We start from the raw sequence: 25466 nt of genomic DNA, 5'->3' as shown, positions 1-25466 counted from the left end.
AGGTTATACTGCTTTAACAAGTTCGAGATCTGAAAAAAAAGATCCAAATAGTTTCGTATTCGACAGTGAAAATAACATTATTCCTGATAAAAAAATTTTTGATGGAGTCACACATATTCTTAGTTGCATACCTCCCGACAAAAATGGAAATGATCCAGTATTAAGAAGTCTTAAAAATAAACTAAAAAGTTTATCTCTTGAATGGGTTGGCTATTTATCTACAACAGGAGTTTATGGAAACACAAAGGGTGAGTGGGTTTCTGAAATTGATGAACCAAACCCTTTTCAAAAAAGAAGTCATAAGAGGTTAAATTGTGAAAAAGAATGGATTGAATCTGGTTTACCTGTACAAATTTTTAGGTTACCCGGTATTTATGGACCTGGAAGATCCACTTTTGAAGCAATAAAAAATAAAAAAATTCGCGTTATATCAAAAAAAAATCAGGTATTTTCGAGAATTCATGTTGCTGATATTGCAAATGCAATTATCTATCTATTACAAAACAAAAATTCCTTAAAGTTTTACCAAATTATTAATATTGCAGATGATGAACCCTGTTCTCAAATAGAAGTTATTCAATATTGCTACGATTTACTTGGTTTAACAATGCCAAAGCCAATATTATTTGAGGATGTAAAAGATGAATTATCACCTATCGCTCAATCTTTTTGGATGGAAAATAGAAGAGTTTCTAATAAACTTTTATGCGAAACACTTGGATATAAACTAATTTATAAAAACTATAAAATAGGCTTAAAAAATTGCTATCTGAATAGTTAAAAAATATATTAAAACTTTTTATGAATTTTCAAAATACAAATAAAATATTGAATATAGTATTAAGCGTCGGGGATGAGTCAGGTATTGGACCTGAAATAATCTTAAAAGCACTTTGTTCTAATCAGATACCAAAAAATATTGACTTTATATTAGTTGGATCAAAAAAAAATCTACAAAATACATATAAAAATCTTAGGTCATTAGGATTAGAAAACCTTGCAAATCCTAAAAATTTAAAGATACATGATCTCGAAATTTCTTCATCAGATAATGACCCTAAATCAAGTTACGGTAATTCAAGTTTCCAATATTTAACAAAAGCAATAGAAATTGTAAAACAATATCCCAATTCAGCACTTGTAACTGGACCAATTTGCAAGAAATCATGGTCTCTAGCAGGTCATTACTTCTCTGGTCAAACTGAAGTACTAGCAAAATCATGTGGAGTAAAAAACGTTGGAATGTTATTCACAGCAAAATCACCAATTACAGGTTGGAGATTTAATACTTTACTAGCTACAACCCACATAGCCCTTTCTGAGGTTCCCAAGAAATTAACTACAGAATTAATCCACTCTAAATTGGATCTTTTCAAAGATTTTTGTAATACCTATACTGATAAACCTACTTTAAAAGTAGCAGGATTAAACCCTCATGCCGGCGAAGAAGGTCTTTTAGGTCATGAAGAAAAGGATTGGCTCAATGATGCATTAATTGCGTGGAATGAGAAGAATAAAGATATTAGATTATTTGGCCCTTTATCACCAGATAGTTGCTGGAATTCTTCGGTAAAAGCATGGAATGACAAAAATGCTGAAAAGCATGATGGCATTCTTGCTATGTATCATGATCAAGGTTTAATACCAATGAAAGTGATAGCTCTTAATTACTCAGTCAATACCACAATCGGTTTACCTTTTATAAGAACATCTCCAGATCATGGAACGGGATTTGATATTGCTGGCAAAGGAATTGCTCAATCTCAGAGCATGATTGAGGCTATTAAGGCTGCCGTAGAAATGACTAACAATTCAAGACTGCTTAACACGCATTAAAACTTGACCAAATTCAACTGGTGTTCCATTTTCAACGAGAATCTCTACTATTTCAGCATTAAATTCAGATTCAATTTCATTCATTAACTTCATTGCTTCCAAAATACAAATAGTTTGACCGACCTTAACGTTATTTCCTACTTCGACGAATGGCTCCTCACCAGGCGCTGCAGCCCTATAAAATGTCCCAACCATAGGAGAAGTAATTTCAGTTAGGTCAGAACGTCCTGGGGGTGCCACCTGAGGTGCTTCAGGCTCATTAACAACTGGGATATTATCATTAATAGTTTTTTGATTAGCAATTGTCTGCTTATCAAATGAAGTATTAGAAACTAAATTATTAATAACTTGATTCTGATCAAATACATTCCTTTTTATTTCGAGTTTAAAATCTTCTCCCTCTAGCGAGAACTCTTGTATATCACTTGTAGAGATTTTCTCTATTAAGCGATTTAAGTCATCATGATCTAATTTCATAGCCATTAATTTTCACGTCCAAGATAACTGTCATTACGAGTATCAACTTTAATCATTTCTCCCACAGAAATAAATAAAGGAACCATAACTTGAGCACCTGTTTCTAGAATAGCTGGTTTCGTGCCCCCACTAGCAGTATCACCTTTAACTCCAGGATCAGTCTCTGTAACTTTCAAAGTAATAGATATTGGAAGTTCTACTTCTAAAACTTTACCATTATGAAAAATTACATTAACCTCCATTCCCTCTTTCAAATACTTTGCACCTTTACCGATTTGTTCAGAGGTGAGTCTTGTCTCTTCAAAACTTGTCATATCCATAAAAACATAATCACCAGACTCCACATAAGTATGCTGCAGGTTAGACTTCTCAAGGATAGCCTGCTGTACTGATTCTCCGGCTCGAAAAGTTTTTTCAACCACGTTGCCGCTTTGAACTGATTTTAATTTTGTTCGCACGAAAGCAGAACCCTTGCCAGGCTTGACATGTAGAAATTCTACAACACGCCAAACTTGTCCATCCAATTCGATGGTAGTACCTGTGCGAAAATCGTTACTGGAAATCATTCCTGTATTACATCCCCAAGGATCATAAACCTGCAAGAGTGCTATGCAAAAATTCTTATCAAATCAGAACAAACTTTTCTTAATTCTATCGATTGTAATTTTACAGGTTTTTCTCTTAAAACCTATTCAAGTATTAGCTGATTTACCTACTGGAAATGCAGTAAAAGACCCTAATGCAATCCTCAGAAACGCACTCCCTATCAAGCAAGTTGAGTTACAAGAAATTCAACACAAATTGGAAGAAACTAGTGACCTTGTAAGAGGAGGAAGATGGCCCGCTCTTACGAAAACTGTTACAAAATGTCAATCTTTACTAAAAAAATACCAGAGTAAAATTATTCAAGAATTACCAAACGATAAAAAGAAAATTGCTGAAAAAACATTTTTAGAGCTCAAAGAAAATTTTGATAGTCTTCAAGATTACTCTAAATCAAAGGATAAATACTCATTTATAGCGACCCGAAGAGATGCTTTAGATAAAATAGGTGGATTAGAAGAATATTTTCTACCAAATGAATTTCCATACTCTATTCCCCAGGAATTTGATAATTTACCAAGATTACTGGGCAGAGCAAAAGTCAATATAAAAACCTCCAAAGGAGATATGCAAGCAATTGTGGATGGATTTAACGCCCCACTTACAGCAGGAGCATTTATAGATTTATCTTCAAAAAACTTCTACAAAGATTTACCTATCAACAGAGCAGAAGAATTTTTTGTACTGCAAACAGGTGATCCAATTGGTGAAGATATTGGTTACATAGATCCTGAAACAAACGAAGAACGTCACGTTCCCTTAGAAATTAGAATTCCTGATGAAAAAGATACTTTTTATAATCAAACTTTTGAAGATTTAGGTCTTTACACAGAGACGCCAACATTACCTTTTGCAACACTTGGAACTCTAGGATGGTCCCATTCAAATACCGCAGTTGATGATGGCTCATCGCAATTTTTCTTCTTTTTATATGAAGCAGAATTAAATCCAGCAGGTCGCAATTTAATTGACGGGAGGAATGCTGCCTTTGGTTACGTTGTAGATGGATTTGATGTATTAGAAGAGCTAACTAAAGATGACACAATAATTTCAATTGATGTTTTAGAAGGGATTGAAAACCTCAAATTAAATGCATAAAGAAATATTAGAAGATATAGGGGAAAAAGAATTAATAAATAGGCTAGGAAAATTTATGCCTAAAAACCAAATTTCAGATGATTGCGCTTTAATCAAAACTAAAAATGAAAATTTACTTGTTAATACTGATTCTTTGGTAGAAAATGTTCATTTCAATGACATTACTATTTGTCCTAGGGACCTTGGGTGGAAAGCAGTTGTTAGCAACATCTCTGACTTATTATCCAGTGGAAGCAAGAAAACTATAGGTATTACAATAAGCCTAGTTCTACCTGCTAGAACTGAGTGGATTTGGGTTGAAGAAGTATACAAAGGAATAAATAAAGCATTAAAAGAATATGGCGGATTGATTCTAGGGGGAGATTGCTCAAAGGGGAATGAAAAAATCATTTCAATTACGGCCTTTGGAATTCAAGGTGAACTTGAATTACGAAGAAACGCATGTAAACCAGGAGATATAATCTTAACTACAGGAATTCATGGTCTTAGCAAACTGGGATTTTTGATACAAAATAAAATTAATTTCGATAATGAATTTTCTCTTAATGAAAGATTAATCATTAAGTCCATTGAACATTTTTGTCGCCCTAGAGTTTACCCAAATTTTCTAAATAATCTCCTCAAAACTCGCTCCAATAAAAATATAAGGAGAATAGGATGTACTGATAGCAGTGATGGTCTATTTCAAGCCTTACAAGATTTAGCAATAGCTAGCAACTGCAAAGCGATCATAAATTATGAAAAAATACCTAAAGATAAGGATTGGCCTAAAGGAGATAAATGGGACGAATATTATTTTTTTGGAGGTGAAGATTATGAATTAGTTTTCTCATTGCCAAAAAAATGGGCAAAGAATTTATCTAAACTTGATAAAGATATTAACGAGATTGGTTTTTTTGCTGATGGTGAACCATCAATAGAATTTAAAGATAATAAAAAAAACAAATTATTTAATAACACACCTTTCAAACACTTTTAATTACTCCCAATTTTTAGCAACAATCTCTGCTAAATCTACAACTCTCTGACTATAACCCCACTCATTGTCGTACCATGCAAGCACCTTTACAAGGTTATCTCCGATACACATAGTAAGGTCACTATCTACAATTGATGATTCATTGGTACCTGCATAATCGCTTGACACTAATGGTTCATCTCCATACTTAATAATGCCTTTCATTGAGCTTAGAGATGCTTCCTTGAGAGCATTATTGACTTCTTCAGCTGTGACAGATTTAGAAGATTCAAAAACAAAATCTACTGCTGAAACGTTAGGAGTTGGAACTCTCATTGCAATTCCTGTTAATTTGCCTTTCATTTCTGGGTATACCAGAGCTACTGCTTTTGCAGCTCCTGTAGAAGTAGGAACGATGTTTGTAGCAGCGGCTCTAGCCCTTCTTAGATCTCTATGACTATTATCTAAAATTCTTTGATCCCCTGTATAACTATGAATTGTAGTCATCAAACCTTTGTTAATCCCAAAAGTTTGGTCTAAAACTTTAACTACTGGAGCTAAACAGTTCGTTGTACAACTAGCATTACTCAAAATATCATAATCTTTATGTTTATATGTATCAGCATTGACTCCAACTACATAAGTACCAACGCCATCGCCTTTACCAGGAGCAGTTAAGATGACTTTTTTTGCTCCTACCTCTAAGTGCTTACTTGCACCTACGTCTGTATTAAATACTCCAGTAGATTCAATAACCAAATCTACACCCCAGTCTTTCCAAGGGAGATTCATTGGGTTTCTATCAGAGAAACATTTAATTGTCTTGTTATTAATTACAAAAGTATCATCAGTATATTGAATATCAACACCATCAAGTTGACCAAGGACTGAGTCATATTTTAATAAATGAGCATTAGTCTTAGGATCTGAGGTAACGTTAATTCCAACTACTTCAATATTGGTGTAAGCCCCTCTACTAAGCCAACAACGCATAAAGTTTCGACCAATTCTGCCAAAGCCGTTAATTGCAACACGCAAAGTCATAACTAATAATTTCTAAATGATTAACCTAAGTTGCTGATCATACTGAATTTTGTGCAATAACGTAAGGTTTTTTTGATTTATTAAGCAAATAAGTCTAGTTTTGTATTAATTCAAGAAAAAAAAACATTTTTTTTAAGAAAAAATAGCAAAATTTTACCTAGAAGTTATTTTGATTTAAGTAAAAGATAAACATTGGATAAAAAATTACTGTTGAAAAGTCATTTTCATTTTATTGGGATTGGAGGTATTGGGATGTCAGCATTAGCAATAGGTTTACTTAAAAAAGGTTGTTCAGTTTCAGGATCTGATTTAGTTAAAAACGATGAAACTAATAAATTAGAGAAATTAGGTGCAGTAATCTTTACTTCTCAAGTTCGACAAAATATTGAATTTGTTATTTCAAAATTTACCAACAAATTGATTAATTTTGTTGTAAGCTCCGCGATCAAGCCAGAAAATGAAGAATTTTCGTACTGCAGAGAAAAAAATTTATCAATAAAACATCGTTCAGAGATACTTGCAATGCTAATGCGCACTTATACTGCATTGGCGGTAGCAGGCAGCCACGGAAAAACATCAACTAGTACATTTCTTTCTACGATACTTGAGTTATGTACACGTAATTCTTCTTCAATAACTGGAGGAATAATTCCTATTTACAACTCTAATTGTCATTTAGAAAATACAAAATACTTAGTAGCTGAAGTTGATGAATCTGATGGGACTATTGACAAATATAAATCTGATATTGGAATAATCAATAACATTGATTTTGATCATTGCGATCACTTTTCTAATTTAAGTGAAGTCATATCTTCTTTTAAAAGTTTCGCTAAAAACTCTAAAAAATTACTACTTAATTTTGATTGTGAAACCTCAAGAAATAATTTTTATTCTAATTGTAAGTGGTCAAACACTACGGCTAAAAACGTAGCTTATGCAATAATTCCGACTGAAATTAATTCAAAGTATACAATTGGAAAATATTATGAAAATGGAAATTTTATTAGTAGTTTAAATATTCCAATTCCAGGATTACACAATCTATCTAATATCACCGCAGCAATAGCAGCTTCAAGAATGATAGGAGTAGATTTTATAGAAATTAAGAAAAATATAAAATATCTGAAACTGCCAAAAAAAAGATTTGAATTCAGAGGCCAAATAGATGAAAGAAGTTTATATGATGATTATGCACATCACCCAAACGAAATAAAAGAGACGATTAAATTAGGAAGATTATTGATTCAGCAAAAACATAATAATGAATGTCAAAAAAGTAGATTAATAGCTATATTTCAACCTCATAGATACTCTCGAGTAAAGCAATTTACTAAAGAATTCGCTGAAGAATTATCAAAAGCAGATGTTATTTATGTAACCAGTATTTATGGAGCAGGAGAAGGAAACGAAGATAAAATTACTTCGAAAATTATCACTGATCTGATTTATAAAAAAAATAAAAATGTTAGTTACATAAATAATTATTATGAAGTTACAAAGAATTTTTACGAATTAACTCAAAAAGGGGATTTAATTTTGAATATGGGAGCTGGTGATTGTCATAATTTCTGGTCAATTTTAAATGAAAAAAATAATTAAAATTAATAACTAATTTATGAATAAAAAAATTTTTTCTGAAAACTGTAATTTAAGTAGTTATACAACTATAAAAGTGGGAGGAGTAGCTGAATATTTTGCTGAGCCAAGAAGCATTGAAGAATTTTCATATCTAATAAAATGGGCTAATTTAAATAAACAAAGATGTCAAATAATTGGCGCAGGTTCAAATCTTTTAATAAATAATATTTTCATAAAAGGCTTAGTTGTTTGTACAAAAAAATTGAAATCATTAAAGATAGAGCCATATTCAGGAATTGTTGAAGCGGAAGCAGGTGTAATGCTCCCAACATTATCTAATTCTCTTGCTAAAAATGGATTACAAGGAGGGGAATGGGCTGTCGGAATTCCAGGAACATTAGGAGGAGCAATTTATATGAATGCTGGCACAGGTAATTTATCGCTAGCAAAAAATCTTATTTCCGTAAAAGTTATTAATAATAAAACTCTTGAAAAACTTGAAATTGAAAAAAAAGATATCAATTTTGAGTATAGATTTAGCTCTTTTCAAAGAAATGATTTAACAATTATTAGTGCAAGATTACATTTTGAACCTAATGGAAATCTAGAACAATTAATTCAAACAACCAAAAATAACCTTAAATTAAAAACAGAAACACAACCATATCATCAACCAAGTTTTGGTAGTGTTTTTAAAAATCCTGAAAATAATTATGCAGCAAAATTAATTGATGATATGGGTTTAAAGGGATTTAAAATTGGCGGTGCTGAAATTTCTACAATGCATTCAAATTTTATAATTAACACTTCTTCAGCAAGTTCAAAAGATATTTATGAATTAATAACAGTAATTCAACAAAAAGTACTACAAAACAAAGGGATTTATTTGCAACCGGAAGTAAGAATGATTGGTTTTGACTATCCTAACTAAAGAAACGTTTTTACAAAATGGCGGGTTTTGGACTTCCTAACTTTGGACAACTTACAGAAGCTTTTAAAAAAGCTAAACAAATTCAGCAAGATGCTCAAAAATTACAAGATGAACTTGAAAATATGGAGATTGAAGGCAAAAGTGATGATGAAATGATAAAAGTTTGGATAAGTGGAAACCAACTTCCTTTAAAGGTAGAAGTACAAGAAAATATCTTAAATGCAAATAAAGAACAAATAGAGCAAAACATTCTACAAGCTATTCAAAAAGCTCATGAATTATCAACTACAACTATGAAAGAAAGGATGAATGATTTGACTGGTGGATTAAATCTTAATCTTCCTGGTTTTGATAATAGTGACTCTTAGAAGACTCAATCATTTCTTTATAAAAAGAATATCTTTCGAAGGATTTATTTAAATTACATCCCTCATCGTTTAAATGTAAGCAGTTACGAAATTTACACTTAATTCCTTCTTCGATTACCTGTTTATATATTTCTGAATAAAGATTTGGTAACAACTTAATATCAACCTCTAGAGGTTGCATATTAAAACCAGGAGTATCCACAATGTAACTTTGATTCGATATAGAAAATAACTCAACATTTCGAGTAGTATTTTTTCCTCTCTTAATTTTATTGGAAACTGGAGCAGTACTATTTTGAAGACCTGGAATAATCATATTTAGCAAAGTAGTTTTGCCAACTCCGGATGGACCCATAAAAATTGAACATTCTTTTTGCTTTAACTCAGCTAATAAATTTTTAAAACAATCAGATTTCTGTAAATTTAAAGTTATTACTTGGTAACCCCATTTCTCAAATTTATCAAGTAGATATGATCTTCTTTTATCAGAAATTAAATCACACTTTGTCAAAACTAATGAGACTTCAACTCCCATTGATTCTGCTGATATCAAAAACCTATTAACTTGAGATAAATTTAACTCTGGTTCTTCAACGGAAAAAGTAACGTATATGTTAGAAATATTTGCAACTGAGGGTCTAACTAAAAGATTTTTTCTTTTTTTTAGACTTGTTATTACTGCGCGTTTACTTTTAAAATCAATTTTTTCAATCGCTACTTCGTCTCCAACATAAATTAATTGATCCTTGAAATTTATAGACTTCTTAACCTTACATAAAAATTTCTCGCTATTTCCAGAGTTTTCTTGATTTTTTAAATCAACTAAAAAAAAATCATTAAATTTTTTCGTAACTAAACCTAAATATTTACTATTAGTTTTCATTCAATATTTTTATTTTTATAAATTTTTCATTTTCTTTGATTTGTTTAAACAAACATCCCATCTCTTTTAAATTGTTTAATACCATTTCTTCTGGTTCACCTTTATCTAGTTCAACAATAAGTTGTTCATTTTTAGATAACTTCTCCAAAGCCAATTTAATTTTGACAACATTTAAAGGACATGGAACAGATTTAAGATCCAAATGCTTTAAGGAAGTCATTAAGATTCTTTACCAAATAATTTACTAAAAAGTCCACTACTGGAATTAATATTTTTATCTGAATATTGAGAAGCTAAACCCTCTAAAAGCTCTCGTTCTGCGTCGGTTATACGAGTTGGTAATTTTACTTTTACTAAGACTTCATGATTTCCTCTCGCAACCGGATTACCAAGTCTAGGTACCCCTTTATTCTCAAGTGAAAGAGTTGTATTTGGCTGCGTACCACTTGGAATTTTTAAATTAACATCTCCATCAACTGTAGTGATTTTTACAGTGTCACCTAAAATAGCCTGTAAATAACTCACTGCTATTTCTGAGTAAATAGTTACACCATCTCTTTTAAGTTTTGAATCATTCTTAACCTTTATAAAAACATAAAGATCTCCAGGTGGACCCCCTTTCAAACCAACATTTCCCTCGCCGGAAACTCTTAATTTAGTGCCAGTATCAACTCCTGCAGGAATATTAATTCTTAATTTTTTTCTGACTTGCTTTACTCCATTACCACCGCAACTTGTACATGGATCTGAGATTATTTGACCAGTTCCATTACATGAAGGACATTCAGCTACTTGTGTGAAATTGCCAAATGGTGTTCTCGTAGCTCTTCTAACTTGTCCACTTCCTCCACAAGTTGTGCAAGTTTTTGGTCCGGTTCCTGGTTTGGCACCTGTTCCCCTACAGACTTCACATGTCTCAAGATGAGGAATTGTAATTTCTCTTTGTTGGCCAAATATTGCATCTTTAAAATCAACATTAAGGTCATATCTTAAATCATCTCCTTGTTGAGGACCTCTTCTTTGAGTTCTTCCTCCCTGTGGATTTTGTCCACCGAAGCCACCATTAAAAAAGGTTTCAAATAAATCTGCAAAGCCACCCATATCGCCCATATCAGGCATTCCAGCTGCACCTCCAAGACCAGCCTCTCCAAACTGATCATATCTAGCTCTAGTTTCAGGATCAGCTAATGCTTCATAAGCCTTGCCAATTTCTTTAAATTTATCTTCAGCACCAGGTTCTTTATTAACATCAGGATGATATTGTCTTGCTAATTTTCTATAAGCCCTTTTTAAGGTGTCAGCATCAGCATCTCTTGAAACTCCAAGTATTTGGTAAAAATCAGCCATTAGATAATGCTCAAATAAGAATTTGGAATTTATACATCTTCAGAAGTATTTACCTCTGAATCAATATCCCCTTCAACTGTATCCTTTTCTACTTCCTGTTGTGAATTTTGTTTGCCAGGTCCCATAGAAACCTTAACCAATGCATGTCTCAAAACCTTACCTTCTAGATGATATCCTCGCTGCAATTCTTCAATAATAAAATCCTCTTCAAACTCTTCACTAGGTTCTCTTAATACAGCTTCATGCAAGTTTGGATCAAATTGCTGACCAACAACTCTCATGGGTGAAACTCCCTGTTGTTTTAAAACTTCTACTAGTTGTTTATACAATCCTTGATAACTTCTATGAAGAGCTTGAGCTTCTTCACTTTCTGGTTTAAGTTGTTGTCTTGCTCTCTCAAAATTATCAACAATAGGAAGTATTGCAGTTAAAGTCTTTGAAACAAGTTGGATTTTTAAATCGTCCTGATCCCTAGACTGCCTTTTTCTGAAATTATCAAAATCTGCTGAAATCCTTACATATTGATTTTTTAATGTTTCATGCTCTTTTTCTAATTGTTCTAATCTTGCATCATTATTTGAAATAGTATTTTTTAATTCTTCAGTATTTATTTCTTCTGTTTTTTGAGAAGATAATTCATCATTTTCGGTAGTTGAATTTTGGGTAGATGATATATCCTCAGGAACATTATCCTGATTAGAAACATCATTTTCTTTAATATCAATATTGTCTGATTGATTTTCAATCATTTTTCTAAAAATTTAATAAAACTATTTTCCAATAAAGTGATGCACAAAACAAGTTGCGGAAGGCCGCACAAATATTTAGTCAGGAACAAACCTTAATGCTAATCCATTGTTGCAGTATCTTTTGCCAGTGGGAAGTGGCCCATCATTGAAGACATGTCCTTGATGACCTCCGCATCTAGAGCAATGATATTCGGTTCTAGGGACAATTAACTTGAAATCAACTTTTGTTTCTACTGATCCTTGAATTGAATCCCAAAAACTTGGCCATCCTGTACCACTATCAAACTTTTTATCTGAGGAAAAAAGCGGCAAATCGCATCCTGCACAGTGAAAAATCCCTTTTCTTTTCTCATTATTTAATTGGCTGCTAAAAGCTCTTTCAGTCCCTTCCTCCCTCAAAATATAATAAGATTCTGGACTAAGCCTAGATTTCCATTCATCTTTTGATAAATTCCACTCTTCTTTAGAAGCAAGTGAAGATGCTAATACTTGCATAGGCTTAAAGATTATTTTTAAGATTGACATAGTAGGAATTAGAATAAAAGTTCTTCTTGATAGAAATTGATTCATATATTTAAATCACAAAAAAGTAATGAATTTCATTCAGCCTAATTCTATTAAAAATATTCATAAATTAAGTATTGCTCCAATGATGGATTGTACTGATAAACATTTCAGAATGATAATGAGAAAAATAAGTTCTGAAGCTCTCTTGTATACGGAAATGATTGTGGCCCAGAGTTTAGTTTATACGAATAAAAAAGAAAATTTTCTAGATTTTAATGATGAAGAACACCCGATATCAATTCAGTTTGGAGGGGACGATCCTAAAATCCTTAAAGAGGCAGCCCAAATGGCACAGGATTGGGGTTATGACGAAATAAACTTTAATGTTGGTTGTCCTAGTCCAAGGGTCTGTTCTGGAAATTTTGGCGCTTCACTTATGAAAGAACCTGAAAAAGTAGCAAAATGTATAGAATCCTTAAAAAATAATTGCAACTTACCGGTTACGATCAAACACAGAATCGGTGTAGACAATGATGATAGTTTCGTTAATTTGAATAATTTCGTAAGAATTATCGCAAATGCTGGTGCAGACAGATTTACAGTTCATGCAAGGAAAGCCATATTAAAAGGTCTAAATCCAAAACAAAATAGGACCATACCTCCACTAAATTATGATGTAGTAAAAAAATTGAAAAAATCAAATCCAGAATTATTAATAGAAATCAATGGGGGTTTAACAAATATCGATGAATCATTAAAAGCCTTGAATGATTTTGATGGGGTCATGATTGGACGGTCAATTTATAAACATCCCTTGAGATGGTCTGAAATTGATCAAAAGATTTATGGAATTAATAAAAAACCCAAATCTGCTTCAAATATTATATTCTCCTTAATTCCATACATAGAAGCGCATTTAAGTAATGGAGGAAAATCTTGGGATATTTGTAAACATCTTATAAATTTAGTTGAAGGTATACCAAAAGCTAAAATTTGGAGAAATCAAATTTCAAATAAATCTATAAAAAAAGAATTAAATATTGAATATCTATTTAAATTAACGACAGCGCTTGAAGAAATGGGTTACTAATTTGTCTCGTTTGAAGCATTGCTCTCATTGGACACTCCCCTTTTTCTTCTGCTCCTACCATTTTCATATTCAGAGTTATCAGAAGAATTTCCATAACTTCTGTCTTCCCAACCTTCTGCTCCAGAAGATTTATTAGCGTTAGAGCTATTAGATCCATTTTTCCCCGCACCGTAGCCGCCGTTGTTGCCACCGCCACCATAGCCGCCTCTTCCTCCTCTACGAGATCCACCAGAACCTCTTGGCTCAGCTTTATTAATTCTTAATGGTCTACCCATAAGTTCCGTGCCTTGCAAACCATCAATAGCTGTTGACTCAATCGCTTCATCTGCCATTTCAATAAATGCGAATCCTCTTTTCCTTCCAGTATCTCTCTCCAAGGGAAGAGAACAATTTAAAACTTCACCAAAAGGGGCAAACAACTGTATAACATCTTCACGCTCTGCGCGGAACGGCAAATTGCCAACAAAAATACTCACTTTAAACTCAACAAAAAATTTACCTTAAAAAAAACTACACTAAGTAGTCTCAATAATATTGCTCTACTATTCTACTTCAAAGCATACCCTTGTTGTAGAAAAATAATTGAGATTCAAAGTAACAATCTTTTTTGCCAATTATTTACCTCTTTTTCTACCTGAACAAAACCTGTACCACCTTCGCTATTTCTTGATTTAACGACATTAAGAGGTTTAAGATCCACAAAAACATCCTCATCAAATTCGGGATGAAATTTTTTAAATTCTTCAATTTTGAGATTTTTAAATAACATTTTTCTCTCCAGGCAATATTTAACCATTTGACCAACAACTTGATAGGCGGTCCTAAAAGGAACATCTTTACCAACTAAGTAATCTGCCAAATCAGTAGCATTAGAAAAGTCATTTTCTACAGAATCAGATAAATTTTTAATATTAAATTCAATGCCCTCATTAATTAAAATAGTCATTGCTTTAATACAAGAAGATATTGTTTCTGCAGTATCAAATATTGGCTCTTTATCCTCTTGAAAATCCTTATTGTATGAAAGTGGTACCCCTTTGACCATCGTTAACAATGCCTGAAGATGTCCATACACTCTTCCTGTCTTACCTCTTATCAATTCTGGAACGTCAGGATTTTTTTTCTGCGGCATTAAGCTACTTCCTGTGGCACATTTATCTGTTAATTTTGCAAAAGAAAATTCATCAGTTACCCATAAAATTATTTCCTCTGAAATTTTACTTAAATGAGACATCAACAAAGCAGATGCAGAAACAAACTCTATACAAAAATCTCTATCACTTACTGCATCAATACTATTTTTATAAATCTTTTCAAAACCCAATTCTGCAGCTGTAAAGTGCCTATCTATTTTTATTTTTGTTCCAGCTAATGCTGCAGCTCCTAACGGAGAAATATTAACTCTTGAGCGTACTTCTTTATACCTTTCACGGTCTCTTTGGAGCATTTCTATGTAAGCCAATAAATGATGAGCCAAAGATAATGGTTGAGCTCTTTGCATGTGGGTATATCCAGGAATTAAGGTATAAATATTGGATTTCGCAAGATTTAAGAAGGATTTTTGCAAATCGGTTATTAAAATTTCAATATTGTCAATCTCTTTTCTTAGCCACAATCTTATATCTGTACCAACTTGATCATTTCTACTTCTACCTGTGTGTAATTTTTTTCCAGTTTCACCAATTAAACTTATCAGCTTTTCTTCTATGCAATAGTGAATATCTTCAGAAGGTGGACTAGGAGAAAATTTACCCTCCAAATACTCAACTTTTATTAACTCTAAACCATTAATAATTTGCAAAGCTTCAGAAGAAGATAAAACTTTTGTTTTGCCAAGCATTTTCGCATGAGCAATCGAGCAATCTAAATCTTCTAAAATAAGCTTTCTATCAAAACCAATTGAGGCATTAAACTTTTCAATAAAAGGGTCAAGTGCATTATCAAACCTTTTACTCCAAACTTTTGCCATATCAATTAGTAACTTTAAGTATCTCTAATAAAGCATTTTTTTATATAAGTGACAAAAAATATCTATTTCAATTGAAAAATAACCATCGAGGCATCATCTTCAAGATGTCTATTTTGCCCTGTAAAATCATCTAACTTTTTAAATATTTTATTTAAAATTTCTTGGGATGTATAAGATTGCTTGCATAATTTTGTAAGGGTTTTAATTAATCTTTCCTCATCAAATCTTTGTCCTAAAGAGTTAGAAGTATCAATTACTCCATCTGTGTAATAAAGAACTAAATCATTTTGATTAAGCTTGATTTCACCACAATGATATTCAGCATCTTTTTGTAGTCCAAGTACAAATCCTTCTGCATCTAATTTAATAATTTTCTGATCTGAACTTTTCCAAAGCAGAGGAGGATTATGTGCTGCATTAGCGAATCTCAATTTTCTAGTTCTAGGATCATAATCTGAGTAAAATAATGTCACAAATCTATGCGATTGATCTAAATCATTTATTGCTAGTTGATTCAAATCATGCAAAATTCTATCTGGAGGCAGACCTGTAAGAACCTCTGCACGTAGCATTCCTCTTAACATAGTCATTAAAAGACCGGCTGGAATCCCTTTACCCATGACATCACCTATTACAAAGGCCCATCTTGATTTTTCTTTCCTTTTTTCAGAGATATTCGTCTTTAAGCACATAAAATCATAGTAATCTCCACCGAGCTGAAGAGCTGGTCTACAATGTGCAGCCAGGTCTATACCATGGATAATTGGACAATAATCCGGGAGTAATTGAGATTGAATTTCAGCACCAGTAGAAATTTCTCTATCTACATTTTCATGCTTTTTCTTTGTTTTTATTAAGTAGTGATTTTCTAATCCAACAGCTAGACAATTTTCAATAAAATTAAAATTACTATCTTCAGTAATCGACTGTCTAGAAATATCTTCGCTAAAAATATAAATAAATCCTCTACATTTGCCTCTGGATATTATTTTTTTTGCTTCAATTTTATGCTCTTTAAATTTATTTTTTAAAGCATTTTCAAAAGTTAGAATTTCTTTTATTTTAAAATTTTTTGAAAAATGAAATTGATTCAAAAAACTATTAATTTCTTCTCGTAATGCTAAATTTTCATCATTAGAAGAAATTTTTATATTTTCATTCCATATCTCCCCCTCATAATTTAAAGGAATAATTAAAATTATATTCTCAGAAAAAATATGTTTAAAAATTAAGCATACATAATCCAGTAATTTATTTATATTGGAAAATGATTTTAAATAATATGCTAATGAAGATGCAATTTCAGCAAATTTATATTTATTTTTTAGAGTTACTTTAGAATCATTTTCTAAAAAATTTTGGATAAATTTATTCGAAAATATTTTTTCTTTTTGATTATTTGTCAAAACAAATCTAATAGATAAATATGTTTTAACATTAAATTTAAGTTTTTAAAAAAAATTAATTAAATATTTATTTATCTGCAAGCATAGCCTCTACAAATTCATAACTATTAAATGGTCTCAAATCTTTTATACCTTCTCCAGCTCCAATAAACCTTATAGGCAAATTTACTTCTTCAGATACAGCTAAAGAGACTCCTCCTCTAGAAGTGCCATCTAATTTAGTAATAATTGCTCCACTTAAATCTGCTGATTTAGCGAAACTTTTTGCTTGTTTTAAGCCATTTTGTCCCTGACTTGCATCTAAAACTAATAATGATTCAACAATTGCATCTGGGACCTTTTTATCAATAATTTTTTTTATTTTTGCTAATTCATCCATCAAATTATTTTTTGTTTGCAATCTACCAGCTGTATCAACAAGTAATAAATCAACATTTCTTTTTTTTGCAGAATTAATTGCATCAAAAACTACAGCAGCTGGATCAGCATTTTTTGATTGATTAGATATAACGTCAACATTACTTCTATCTCCCCATACTTTAAGTTGTTCTACTGCAGCCGCTCTAAAAGTATCAGCAGCAGCAATCAAAGTTTTATAATTACTTTTTGATGACAAATATGCTAATTTTCCTAATGTAGTAGTTTTACCAACACCATTAACTCCTACTAATAACCAGACATTTAACTTACCCTTTTGGGGAACTAAAAGATCAGAGCCCGAATTTTTTATTGGTTTATCGATAATTAATTTTAATTCCTTCTTCAAGAATTTTATTCCTGCTTCTCCACCCACGACTTCCTCGTTTAATTTTGTTCTAAGAGAACTTATAACTTTATCGGTTGAATCAATCCCTACATCAGCTCTTATTAATAAAGTCTCTAAATCATCAAGAGATTCAGGAGTAAGAGGATCATCTCCCAATTTATCCAATAATTCAGTAACAAATCCTTTTCGGGTTTCTTCTAATCCTCTCCGTAATTTAGTTAACCAATCAATTTCATCAATCGATATTTGATTTATTTTTTTTCCTTGAGCAGCTAATACCATTGCAGACTTTTGCTCTTCCTGTTTCTCTAATTCTTGCTTTTGCTCTTCCTGTTTCTCTAATTCTTGCTTTTGCTCTTCCTGTTTCTCTAATTCTTGCTTTTGCTCTTCCTGTCGTTTTTTTAAAAGTGCATAAGCTTGTGCAGCCCATTCACGAGAATTATCAGAATCAGTATTAGTCATTATTATCTATAGTTCGTAATTAAAATTTTTCTAAATACTATTTATTTATATCAAATAATTATGACAATTAAATTGTTTGTAATCTCCTTAAAACTCCATTAATAAATTTTCTTCCTTGCAAATCACTATATTTATTAGCTAAATTAACAGCCTCATCACAAGCAACAGCGACAGGTGTATTCAAAAAATTGATATCCACGTAAGCTAGACGCAGAATATCCCTATCAATTCTTGGTAATCTTTTTAATCTCCAGCCATCCATTACTTGATCAATATCAGAATCAATACTTTTAAGATTATTAATTATATTACAAATCCTTTGATTTACATCCTCTCTAATATCTATTTGACCGCTAGAAACAATTAATTTTGGAAAGTCTAGAGTGACAGAGAGTGTATTCATTACGGTTTCAATTTTTGTCAGAGATTTTTTTAACTCATCTCGAACATTTGAATAAGAGGAATCAACACCTTCTTGCAATTCACTATCTAATATTTTTTGTGAAGCATTTTCTAACTCTGACTCGCAATTATCTAATTCCTCTCTGCAATGGTTTATTAGAGAATCCAAAGCAGATTCAAAAATTTCTTCTATCTGAAATTTATTTAATTTAAAATCACCTTTATCTTTTATAAGGCCAAGAGAAATTAAAGATAATTCTCTAGAAAGGGATCTATTATGCATCAATTAAGAAGAAGTATTAGTGGAAGCTCGTAATTGAGAAAACAATTTTGAAAATGTTGGATTTGTGGTGTTATTTTTCTCATCTGGATTAACTATCCCAGCCGAAATTATTGTTCTAAAAGCATCTTCAACAGAAATATCCAAATCCTTAACAGAAGACTCAGGAACGAGTGTATACCAACCAGTAGTTGGGTTTGGTGCTGTAGGGATGAAAACACTAAGTAACTTTTCTTCCAATTCTGGCTGTAGAGAAGGTCCTACGTCTCCAGTTACAAAGCCTACACTATATAGTCCCTCACGAGGATATTCAACTAAAACAACTCTTCTAAATCTATTAGATTTATTACTTAAAAAAGTTTCTAGCAATTGTTTAAGAGTTTTATAAACCGCTCCAGCTACTGGAATTTTTGATAAAGTACCCTCTCCAAATTCTAATAACCATCTTCCTACAAAATTTCTCGCCATCAAGCCTATAAGCAAAATAGCTAATAAAGGAACAGTTAAACCTAAAGTAAGATTAATTAAATCTTGTAATAAAGGATTTAAAGTAATAAAAGGATTTAGTTGCTTTGGAACTGAAGTAACTAATGTTAAAACAAATTTACTAACTAATGATGACAGCCAGATTGTTGTTGCTAAGGGTATTACAACTAACAACCCAGCAATAAGATCATTTTTGAGATCTTGTTGAAGCCTAGATCCTAAATTCGAATCTTGATTTTGATTAGATTCAACCAAAATAACGTTTTAACTATATTAACTTTACTAATAATTTAACTGTTTTTACTAAGTTAGGATATATTTTTCTTAAATATATCTATTTTATTTATAAGTTTATTCTCCAAAAATAACTTTTAAAAGAAATGCTATAAAGAAAAAGAAATGATTGATACGATTCAAGACAAAAAAGAAATAAGTAAAAAATTAAAAGAAAGAGCTATTTTTGAAGGTTTTACAGTTGCCGGAATAGCTTCAATACCAGGTAGTTCGCGCGTAAAATTAAGAACTAATGCATTAGAAAGATGGTTATCAAATAACCACCATGCTGAAATGAAATGGATGGAAGCAGAAAAAAGAAAAAATATAGGCTCACTTTTTGAAGATGCAAAAAGTGTTTTAAGCGTTGGATTTACTTACATTAATTCACAAAACAACAACAACAATTTCCTCAAGGTAGCTAAATTTAGCCAAGGTGAGGATTATCATAAAGTGATTCACAAAAAATTAAAGAATATTGGTAAATGGATCAACCTAGAAATCCCTGATTGCAAATGGAAAATATGTGTTGATACCTCTCCGCTTCTTGAAAAAGCATGGGCAGAGGAGGCAGGGATTGGTTGGATAGGTAAAAATAGTAATTTAATCAGCAAAAAAAATGGTTCTTGGTTTACTTTGGGTTTTATGATTCTCACAAAAGATTTAATGCCAGATAAACCTCATCAATCACTTTGTGGAAAATGTGATATTTGTATTGAACATTGTCCCACAAAGGCAATAGTAGAACCCTTTGTAATACAATCAGATCTATGCATTGCGTATCACACAATAGAGAGCAGAGATAAAACTATTCCAAAGAAAATAGAAAAAAATTTAGGTGGATGGGTTGCAGGATGTGATATTTGTCAAGATGTTTGTCCATGGAATAAATCAGTGCCATACAACAATAATTATGAAACTACACCGAAAGAATGGATTAAAAATCTTAATATTGAGTCCCTCAATTGGGACGATAAAACGTGGCAAGAAAATCTTAAAGGAACTACTTTAAAAAGAATTAAACCATGGATGTGGAAAAGAAACATACAAGCAAATATAAATAATAAAAAAATTAAAATATGAAGAAGTTTTTAAAAAAAACAATCTGGATCTTCTTGATCTCTTTTTACTTTTTTCAAATAGAAATAGTTCGAGCAATAGTTCCCTATTATTATTTCCCAACAATAAAAAATTTACAAAAGCAAAGTTTATATATTGGCAAAAATGCATATCAACTACTTTATTTTGGTCAATATGAAGACAGTCTTAACTTAGCCAAATTAGCTGTAAAAATAAATGCAAAAGATGAAAAACTATGGTTGATTTTGGCTGAAGCACAAATAGCTAACAAAAAATACAAAAACGCATTAAATTCTCTAAATAAAGCAGAACAGATCAATTCAAATATTAGCGAAATATATTTTGCTAAAAGTAATGTTTACTTAAAAATTTCCCAACAAACAAAAGCAAAGAGTGCTTTAGAAAAAGGAATAAAGATTGAGCCTAATAACCACAAAGCTATTTTTCAATTAGGAAATATTTTATTAATGGAAAAAAATTATTTGGGAGCTATCAAATTGTTTGATAAATCTATAAAAATTAAACCTGATTTCTGGCAAGCAATAAATAATCAAGGTTTAGCTTATTTCGAAAAAAACAAAGTGAATCTCGCAATCAAACTTTTTGAAAGTGCAATCTCAATCGAGGAGAATGCTGAACCATTACTAGGCCTAGCCTCATGTATAAATATCCAAGATAATAAATTAGCAATTCAGCTAGCAAAAAAAGCTTTGGCTAAAGATCCCAAATATGTCAATTATGATTATAGAAAAGAACAGTTATGGGGAGAAAAATTACAAGCCTCTACAGAAATTCTTTTACAAAATGAACAACTAAAAAAAGATGTAATACTGGCAAAATCCAAAATAATTGAATCATCTTAATGTTCAATACTGGTAAATATTGTTTTACCTATTAGTCTTAATTTAGTTAATTAATAATTATTCAATTTTGCGCTCTAATGGATAAGAAAAACTTCACTTCCATCTCGCTTCAAGAAGAAATGCAACGTTCTTATTTGGAGTATGCAATGAGCGTCATAGTTGGACGTGCGTTGCCTGATGCAAGAGATGGTCTTAAGCCTGTACAAAGAAGAATCATATTTGCAATGTACGAATTAGGTTTAACTCCTGATAAACCATTCAGGAAGTGTGCAAGAGTTGTTGGAGATGTACTTGGAAAATACCATCCTCATGGAGATCAAGCAGTTTACGATGCATTGGTAAAGCTGGTACAAAATTTCTCAACTAAATATCCTACTCTTGACGGGCATGGGAATTTTGGATCTGTGGATAATGATCCGCCGGCAGCAATGAGATATACTGAGACCAGATTAGCTCCAATAGCTCATAAAGGATTTCTTGAAGAAATTGGATCAGAAACAGTAAACTTTTCAAATAACTTTGACGGTTCTCAAAAAGAACCAGATGTTCTTCCAGCCCAACTTCCATTTTTATTGTTGAACGGCTCATCAGGTATTGCTGTTGGCATGGCAACAAATATTCCGCCTCATAACCTAGGCGAAATTGTAGATGGTTTAGTTGCCTTAGTTAAAAATAAAGATATTAGTGATAAAAAACTTTCTAACATTATCAAAGGACCTGATTTTCCTACAGGCGGAGAATTAATTTATAGTCATGCAATAGAAGAACTTTATCAAACTGGAAAAGGATCTATAACGATAAGAGGAGTTGTAAATACGGAAGAGGTAAATTTAGGCAAAGGGAAACATAAAAAGAATGCAATAATCATTACTGAACTTCCTTACCAAATTAATAAAGCAGGTTGGATTGAAAAACTCGCAGAACTTGTTAATTCAGGCAAGATTATTGGGATTTCTGATATTAGGGATGAGAGCGACAGAGATGGAATGAGAATTGTAATAGAACTAAAAAAAGATTCTAATTCTGAACTTGTTATTTCTAATTTATATAAAAAAACAACTCTCCAAACAAACTTTGGCGCAATATTCTTAGCTTTAATTAAAGGCAAACCTGTACAACTAAATCTGAAAAAATATCTCAACTATTTTCTTGAATTTAGAGAAGAAACAATTAGAAAAAGAACTTTTTATTTTCTAAAAAACACTCTTGATAAACTAGAAATATCAGAAGGTTTATCTAAAGCTACAAAAAACATAAAAAAAGTTATCGCAATTATTGAAGAATCAGAAAATTCTGTGCAAGCTAGATCAAAATTAGTAGAAAATTTTTTCTTAAGTGAAAAACAGGCAAATTCAGTTTTGGATATGCCACTAAAAAAATTAACAAATCTAGAAAAAAATCAAATTGATAACGATATAAAAAATTTAGAAGAAAAAAAGAATTATTTTCAAAAATTGTTGAACGAAAGAGAATTATTACTTGAATTACTTATAGAAGAATTATTAATATTAAAGAAAAAATACAATGTTATACGTAAAACAAAAATAATTAAAAATATAAATCAAAATGAAGAATTAGAAACGCTTAATAATCAGATATTAGAAGACTTTATAAATAAAAAAACAAAATTATACATAGACAATAGACTTTATTTAAAAAGGATGATTTTAGGTAATTACAAGAAATCATTTGAGGTTGTAAATAAAATTATAGATAATAAAAATATTCAAAAATTTATATGTAATATTGAAAAAAATATAAAATTAATTGGAATCACAAATACAGGAAAAGTATTTAACATTGATTGGGAATCAAGTATTAATAAAGACTATAAATTAGATAATAAAATTCTTGGAAATATTCATCCTAGTGAAATAATAAATTTTCATTCAATTAAAAAAGAAATTAAAAATTATTTATGCATATTAAATTCAGATGGAAGATTTAAAAAAGTTTTATTTGATGAAGATATGATTAAAAGTAATAGATCTTTCACTATTACAAAATTAAAAAATAATTTAAAAACAATTGATTCTTTTATTTCTAATGAAAGCAAAGATTTAATAATATTAACCTCGATAGGAAGAATTTTTAAATTTAATTTATCAAATAAATTTTTAACGCCAACTTCTAAACAATCCCAAGGATTAATAATTGCAAAACTTTTACCAACTGAAAAAATCGTTTCTTGTTGTACATTTAATGATGGAGAAAATATTTTTTTAATATCTAAACAAGGAAAAATCTTTTGCATAAATAGTAATGAAATTTACTGCTCAAATGAATACAGTTTGGGATATTTGAATGAAAAAACCCAACTTAAAAACGATTACTTCCTCAAAATAATGGCAAGTAACCATTACCTTGATATTGAAACTAATAAAAATAAATCTGCAAGATTAGACCTAAATAAATTAAATTTCAAATCCAATAAATCAAACTTTTTAATTGATTTTTTAAAATTAGATAATGATGAATACCTTGAAAATTGTTTCCGACTTGAAAACTTTCTCGACTAAGATTTATATTCATTTTCAACCCAATTTAAGTATTCTTGATTTACTGTTCCAGTTACATAATCACCAGTAAAACAACTCATCTCTAAACCTTTAATAGGAGAATCACCAATTATAGATTTACGCAAACTTTCAACACTTTGATAAACAAGGTTATCAATTTCAAGTTTATCGGCGATTTCACTTATTGTCCTATTATGAGCTATTAATTCATCTCTATTAGGCATATTAATTCCATAAACGTGAGGATAACGAACAGGAGGAGCTGCTGATGTAAAAAAAACTTTATTTGCTCCTGCATCTTTAGCCATCTGGACAATTTCTTTTGAAGTAGTACCTCTTACTATCGAGTCATCAACAATTAATACATTTTTATTTTTAAACTCTGCACTCATGGCATTTAATTTTTGCCTTACAGATTTCTTACGTTTCTGCTGACCAGGCATTATGAATGTTCTGCCAACATATCTATTTTTAAAAAAACCTTCCCTATATTCTATCCCTAACTGTCTTGCAACTTGCATTGCCGCGGGTCGAGAAGAATCAGGAATAGGCATAACTACATCAATATCTCCAGAATTGATTGTTTCTTTTATTGTTTCTGCTAAATAATCTCCCATCTTTAAACGAGCTTTATAAACTGAAATTCCATTCATAATTGAATCTGGCCTAGCTAAGTAAACATATTCAAAAGCACAGGGAAATAACATTGGATTTTCAGAACATTGCTTAGAGAAAAACTCCCCATCAAGATTTATAAAAACAGCTTCTCCTGGATCTACATCTCTCACTACTTCATAATCATTATTCTCAAGTACTAAAGATTCGCTTGCAACCATCCATTCTTCTTTTTTTGTGGTTAATGAAAGTCTTTTTCCTATGACTAAAGGCCTAATACCAAAAGGATCTCTAAATGCTAATAAACCATGTCCTGAAATTAACGCAATTGAAGCATATGACCCCTGAATTCTTTTATGTAAAGATTTGACCGCATTAAAAATAATATCAGGTTCTAATTCTTGATTATGAATTTGTTCTTGTAATTCTGTCGCAAATACATTTAACAACATTTCAGTATCACTTGAAGAATTTGTATGCCGCTTGTCGACATTAAATAACTGTTTTTCTAAATCTCTGGTATTAGTCAAATTTCCATTATGTATCAAAACAATTCCATAAGGAGCATTAACATAAAAAGGCTGTGCTTCTTCTACACTTTCTGCTGATCCCTTTGTTGCATACCTAACATGACCCAATCCAATTTTGCCAATTAAATTCCTCATATCTCTAGTTCTATAAGCAGTATTAACCTGACCTTTAACCTTATGTATATGAAAAACAGTATTTTCCATTGTTGCTATACCTGTTGAGTCTTGACCTCTATGCTGCAAAAGCAAAAGACTATCGTAAATTTGTTGATTTACATCATTTGAAGAAACGATTCCAACTATTCCGCACATAACTTAATATCTTAAAATGATTAATAGTTGA

Annotated in this window: 26 protein-coding genes; 11 read left to right on the top strand and 15 right to left on the bottom strand. The window is 31.1% G+C overall.

Annotated elements, in window-relative coordinates; all coding sequences use genetic code 11:
• Together MK115_RS00625 and pdxA are read left to right on the top strand one after the other, a co-directional pair.
• Positions 1–781, top strand: a 781-nt coding sequence (locus MK115_RS00625) for an NAD-dependent epimerase/dehydratase family protein (RefSeq protein WP_287608181.1), incomplete at its 5' end; no start/stop codon positions are given.
• A 20-nt stretch (positions 782–801) separates the two neighbouring features.
• Positions 802–1836: a 4-hydroxythreonine-4-phosphate dehydrogenase PdxA gene (gene pdxA / locus MK115_RS00620; RefSeq protein ID WP_287608180.1), complete on the top strand. Its 1035-nt coding sequence runs from the start codon at positions 802–804 to the stop codon at positions 1834–1836.
• On the opposite strand, the gene accB is transcribed toward pdxA, so the two are convergent.
• Both accB and efp read right to left on the bottom strand, forming a co-directional pair.
• Entirely contained in the window at positions 1813–2319 is a 507-nt protein-coding gene (gene accB / locus MK115_RS00615; protein WP_287608179.1) for an acetyl-CoA carboxylase biotin carboxyl carrier protein, read from the bottom strand. The genes pdxA and accB overlap by 24 nt on opposite strands.
• The gene (efp, locus tag MK115_RS00610; RefSeq protein WP_025965121.1) at positions 2319–2879 is read right to left on the bottom strand and encodes an elongation factor P; all 561 of its coding nucleotides are present in this window, start codon (positions 2877–2879) and stop codon (positions 2319–2321) included. The genes accB and efp overlap by 1 nt, the downstream gene beginning before the upstream one ends.
• A gap of 43 nt (positions 2880–2922) precedes the next feature.
• On the opposite strand from efp, the gene MK115_RS00605 reads away from it, so the two are divergent.
• Entirely contained in the window at positions 2923–4014 is a 1092-nt protein-coding gene (locus tag MK115_RS00605; protein ID WP_287608178.1) for a peptidylprolyl isomerase, read from the top strand.
• Positions 4007–4993 carry a thiamine-phosphate kinase gene (gene thiL, locus MK115_RS00600; protein ID WP_287608177.1) on the top strand — a complete coding sequence of 329 codons (987 nt, stop codon included), beginning with the start codon at positions 4007–4009 and terminating at the stop codon, positions 4991–4993. Before MK115_RS00605 ends, thiL begins: the two co-directional genes overlap by 8 nt.
• Here the strand turns inward: thiL and gap are convergent, their stop codons facing one another.
• Positions 4994–6016, bottom strand: coding sequence for a type I glyceraldehyde-3-phosphate dehydrogenase (gap, locus tag MK115_RS00595; protein WP_025941106.1), 1023 nt, complete (start codon positions 6014–6016; stop codon positions 4994–4996).
• Between the two features lie 192 nt (positions 6017–6208).
• Between gap and murC the strand changes: the two genes are divergently transcribed.
• Genes murC through MK115_RS00580 form a run of 3 tightly spaced genes read left to right on the top strand, consistent with a single transcriptional unit; the run spans position 6209 to position 8896 of the window.
• Entirely contained in the window at positions 6209–7618 is a 1410-nt protein-coding gene (gene murC / locus MK115_RS00590; protein WP_287608176.1) for a UDP-N-acetylmuramate--L-alanine ligase, read from the top strand.
• Positions 7619–7634: 16 nt separating this feature from the next.
• Positions 7635–8528: a UDP-N-acetylmuramate dehydrogenase gene (murB, locus tag MK115_RS00585; protein WP_287608175.1), complete on the top strand. Its 894-nt coding sequence runs from the start codon at positions 7635–7637 to the stop codon at positions 8526–8528.
• A gap of 17 nt (positions 8529–8545) precedes the next feature.
• Positions 8546–8896 (top strand): YbaB/EbfC family nucleoid-associated protein, encoded by a 351-nt coding sequence (locus MK115_RS00580; protein ID WP_025880009.1) that lies wholly within the window; start codon positions 8546–8548, stop codon positions 8894–8896.
• Here MK115_RS00580 and rsgA read toward each other — a convergent pair.
• The 5 genes from rsgA to msrB form a co-directional block, all read right to left on the bottom strand.
• Positions 8862–9779 (bottom strand): ribosome small subunit-dependent GTPase A, encoded by a 918-nt coding sequence (rsgA, locus tag MK115_RS00575; protein ID WP_287608174.1) that lies wholly within the window; start codon positions 9777–9779, stop codon positions 8862–8864. The genes MK115_RS00580 and rsgA overlap by 35 nt on opposite strands.
• On the bottom strand, positions 9769–9999 hold the full coding sequence (locus MK115_RS00570; RefSeq protein ID WP_025879998.1) for a sulfurtransferase TusA family protein: 231 nt from the start codon (positions 9997–9999) through the stop codon (positions 9769–9771). The genes rsgA and MK115_RS00570 overlap by 11 nt, the downstream gene beginning before the upstream one ends.
• A complete protein-coding gene (dnaJ, locus tag MK115_RS00565; protein ID WP_287608173.1) occupies positions 9999–11126 on the bottom strand; it encodes a molecular chaperone DnaJ in 1128 nt (375 codons plus the stop codon). Before dnaJ ends, MK115_RS00570 begins: the two co-directional genes overlap by 1 nt.
• Positions 11127–11155: 29 nt before the next feature.
• Positions 11156–11875, bottom strand: coding sequence for a nucleotide exchange factor GrpE (gene grpE / locus MK115_RS00560; RefSeq protein WP_287608172.1), 720 nt, complete (start codon positions 11873–11875; stop codon positions 11156–11158).
• Positions 11876–11950: 75 nt separating this feature from the next.
• Positions 11951–12445, bottom strand: a complete 495-nt coding sequence (msrB, locus tag MK115_RS00555; RefSeq protein WP_287608171.1) for a peptide-methionine (R)-S-oxide reductase MsrB — start codon at positions 12443–12445, stop codon at positions 11951–11953.
• A 22-nt stretch (positions 12446–12467) separates the two neighbouring features.
• Here msrB and dusA point away from each other — a divergent pair, with 22 nt between their 5' ends.
• Positions 12468–13472: a tRNA dihydrouridine(20/20a) synthase DusA gene (dusA, locus tag MK115_RS00550; protein ID WP_287608170.1), complete on the top strand. Its 1005-nt coding sequence runs from the start codon at positions 12468–12470 to the stop codon at positions 13470–13472.
• Here the strand turns inward: dusA and MK115_RS00545 are convergent.
• The 6 genes from MK115_RS00545 to MK115_RS00520 form a co-directional block, all read right to left on the bottom strand.
• On the bottom strand, positions 13469–13948 hold the full coding sequence (locus tag MK115_RS00545) for an RNA recognition motif domain-containing protein (RefSeq protein ID WP_287608169.1): 480 nt from the start codon (positions 13946–13948) through the stop codon (positions 13469–13471). The genes dusA and MK115_RS00545 overlap by 4 nt on opposite strands.
• Positions 13949–14061: 113 nt before the next feature.
• Complete coding sequence (gene argH, locus MK115_RS00540; RefSeq protein ID WP_287608168.1) at positions 14062–15441, bottom strand: argininosuccinate lyase; 1380 nt, start codon at positions 15439–15441, stop codon at positions 14062–14064.
• A gap of 62 nt (positions 15442–15503) precedes the next feature.
• A complete protein-coding gene (locus tag MK115_RS00535; RefSeq protein WP_287608167.1) occupies positions 15504–16847 on the bottom strand; it encodes a PP2C family protein-serine/threonine phosphatase in 1344 nt (447 codons plus the stop codon).
• 67 nt (positions 16848–16914) lie between these two features.
• Positions 16915–18075 carry a signal recognition particle-docking protein FtsY gene (gene ftsY, locus MK115_RS00530; RefSeq protein WP_287608166.1) on the bottom strand — a complete coding sequence of 387 codons (1161 nt, stop codon included), beginning with the start codon at positions 18073–18075 and terminating at the stop codon, positions 16915–16917.
• A 67-nt stretch (positions 18076–18142) separates the two neighbouring features.
• Positions 18143–18760 carry a transcription antitermination factor NusB gene (gene nusB, locus MK115_RS00525; protein ID WP_287608165.1) on the bottom strand — a complete coding sequence of 206 codons (618 nt, stop codon included), beginning with the start codon at positions 18758–18760 and terminating at the stop codon, positions 18143–18145.
• 3 nt (positions 18761–18763) lie between these two features.
• A complete protein-coding gene (locus MK115_RS00520) occupies positions 18764–19498 on the bottom strand; it encodes a DUF502 domain-containing protein (RefSeq protein ID WP_011817485.1) in 735 nt (244 codons plus the stop codon).
• A gap of 144 nt (positions 19499–19642) precedes the next feature.
• On the opposite strand from MK115_RS00520, the gene queG reads away from it, so the two are divergent.
• The 3 genes from queG to MK115_RS00505 all read left to right on the top strand — a co-directional run bounded on the left by queG (position 19643) and on the right by MK115_RS00505 (position 23978).
• Positions 19643–20599 carry a tRNA epoxyqueuosine(34) reductase QueG gene (queG, locus tag MK115_RS00515; RefSeq protein ID WP_287608164.1) on the top strand — a complete coding sequence of 319 codons (957 nt, stop codon included), beginning with the start codon at positions 19643–19645 and terminating at the stop codon, positions 20597–20599.
• Positions 20596–21459 (top strand): tetratricopeptide repeat protein, encoded by an 864-nt coding sequence (locus tag MK115_RS00510; RefSeq protein ID WP_287608163.1) that lies wholly within the window; start codon positions 20596–20598, stop codon positions 21457–21459. Before queG ends, MK115_RS00510 begins: the two co-directional genes overlap by 4 nt.
• Positions 21460–21536: 77 nt before the next feature.
• Positions 21537–23978, top strand: a complete 2442-nt coding sequence (locus tag MK115_RS00505) for a DNA gyrase/topoisomerase IV subunit A (RefSeq protein ID WP_287608162.1) — start codon at positions 21537–21539, stop codon at positions 23976–23978.
• On the opposite strand, the gene purF is transcribed toward MK115_RS00505, so the two are convergent.
• On the bottom strand, positions 23975–25435 hold the full coding sequence (purF, locus tag MK115_RS00500; protein WP_287608161.1) for an amidophosphoribosyltransferase: 1461 nt from the start codon (positions 25433–25435) through the stop codon (positions 23975–23977). The two genes, MK115_RS00505 and purF, sit on opposite strands and share 4 nt — an antisense overlap.
• Between the last annotated feature and the right edge of the window lie 31 nt (positions 25436–25466).

The organism is Prochlorococcus sp. ALOHA_ZT_50, from assembly GCF_022447305.1.
GTDB lineage: Bacteria > Cyanobacteriota > Cyanobacteriia > PCC-6307 > Cyanobiaceae > Prochlorococcus_A.
Note: the sequence above shows the minus strand (reverse complement) of the source record. Positions and strands in the feature narration are given on the sequence as shown.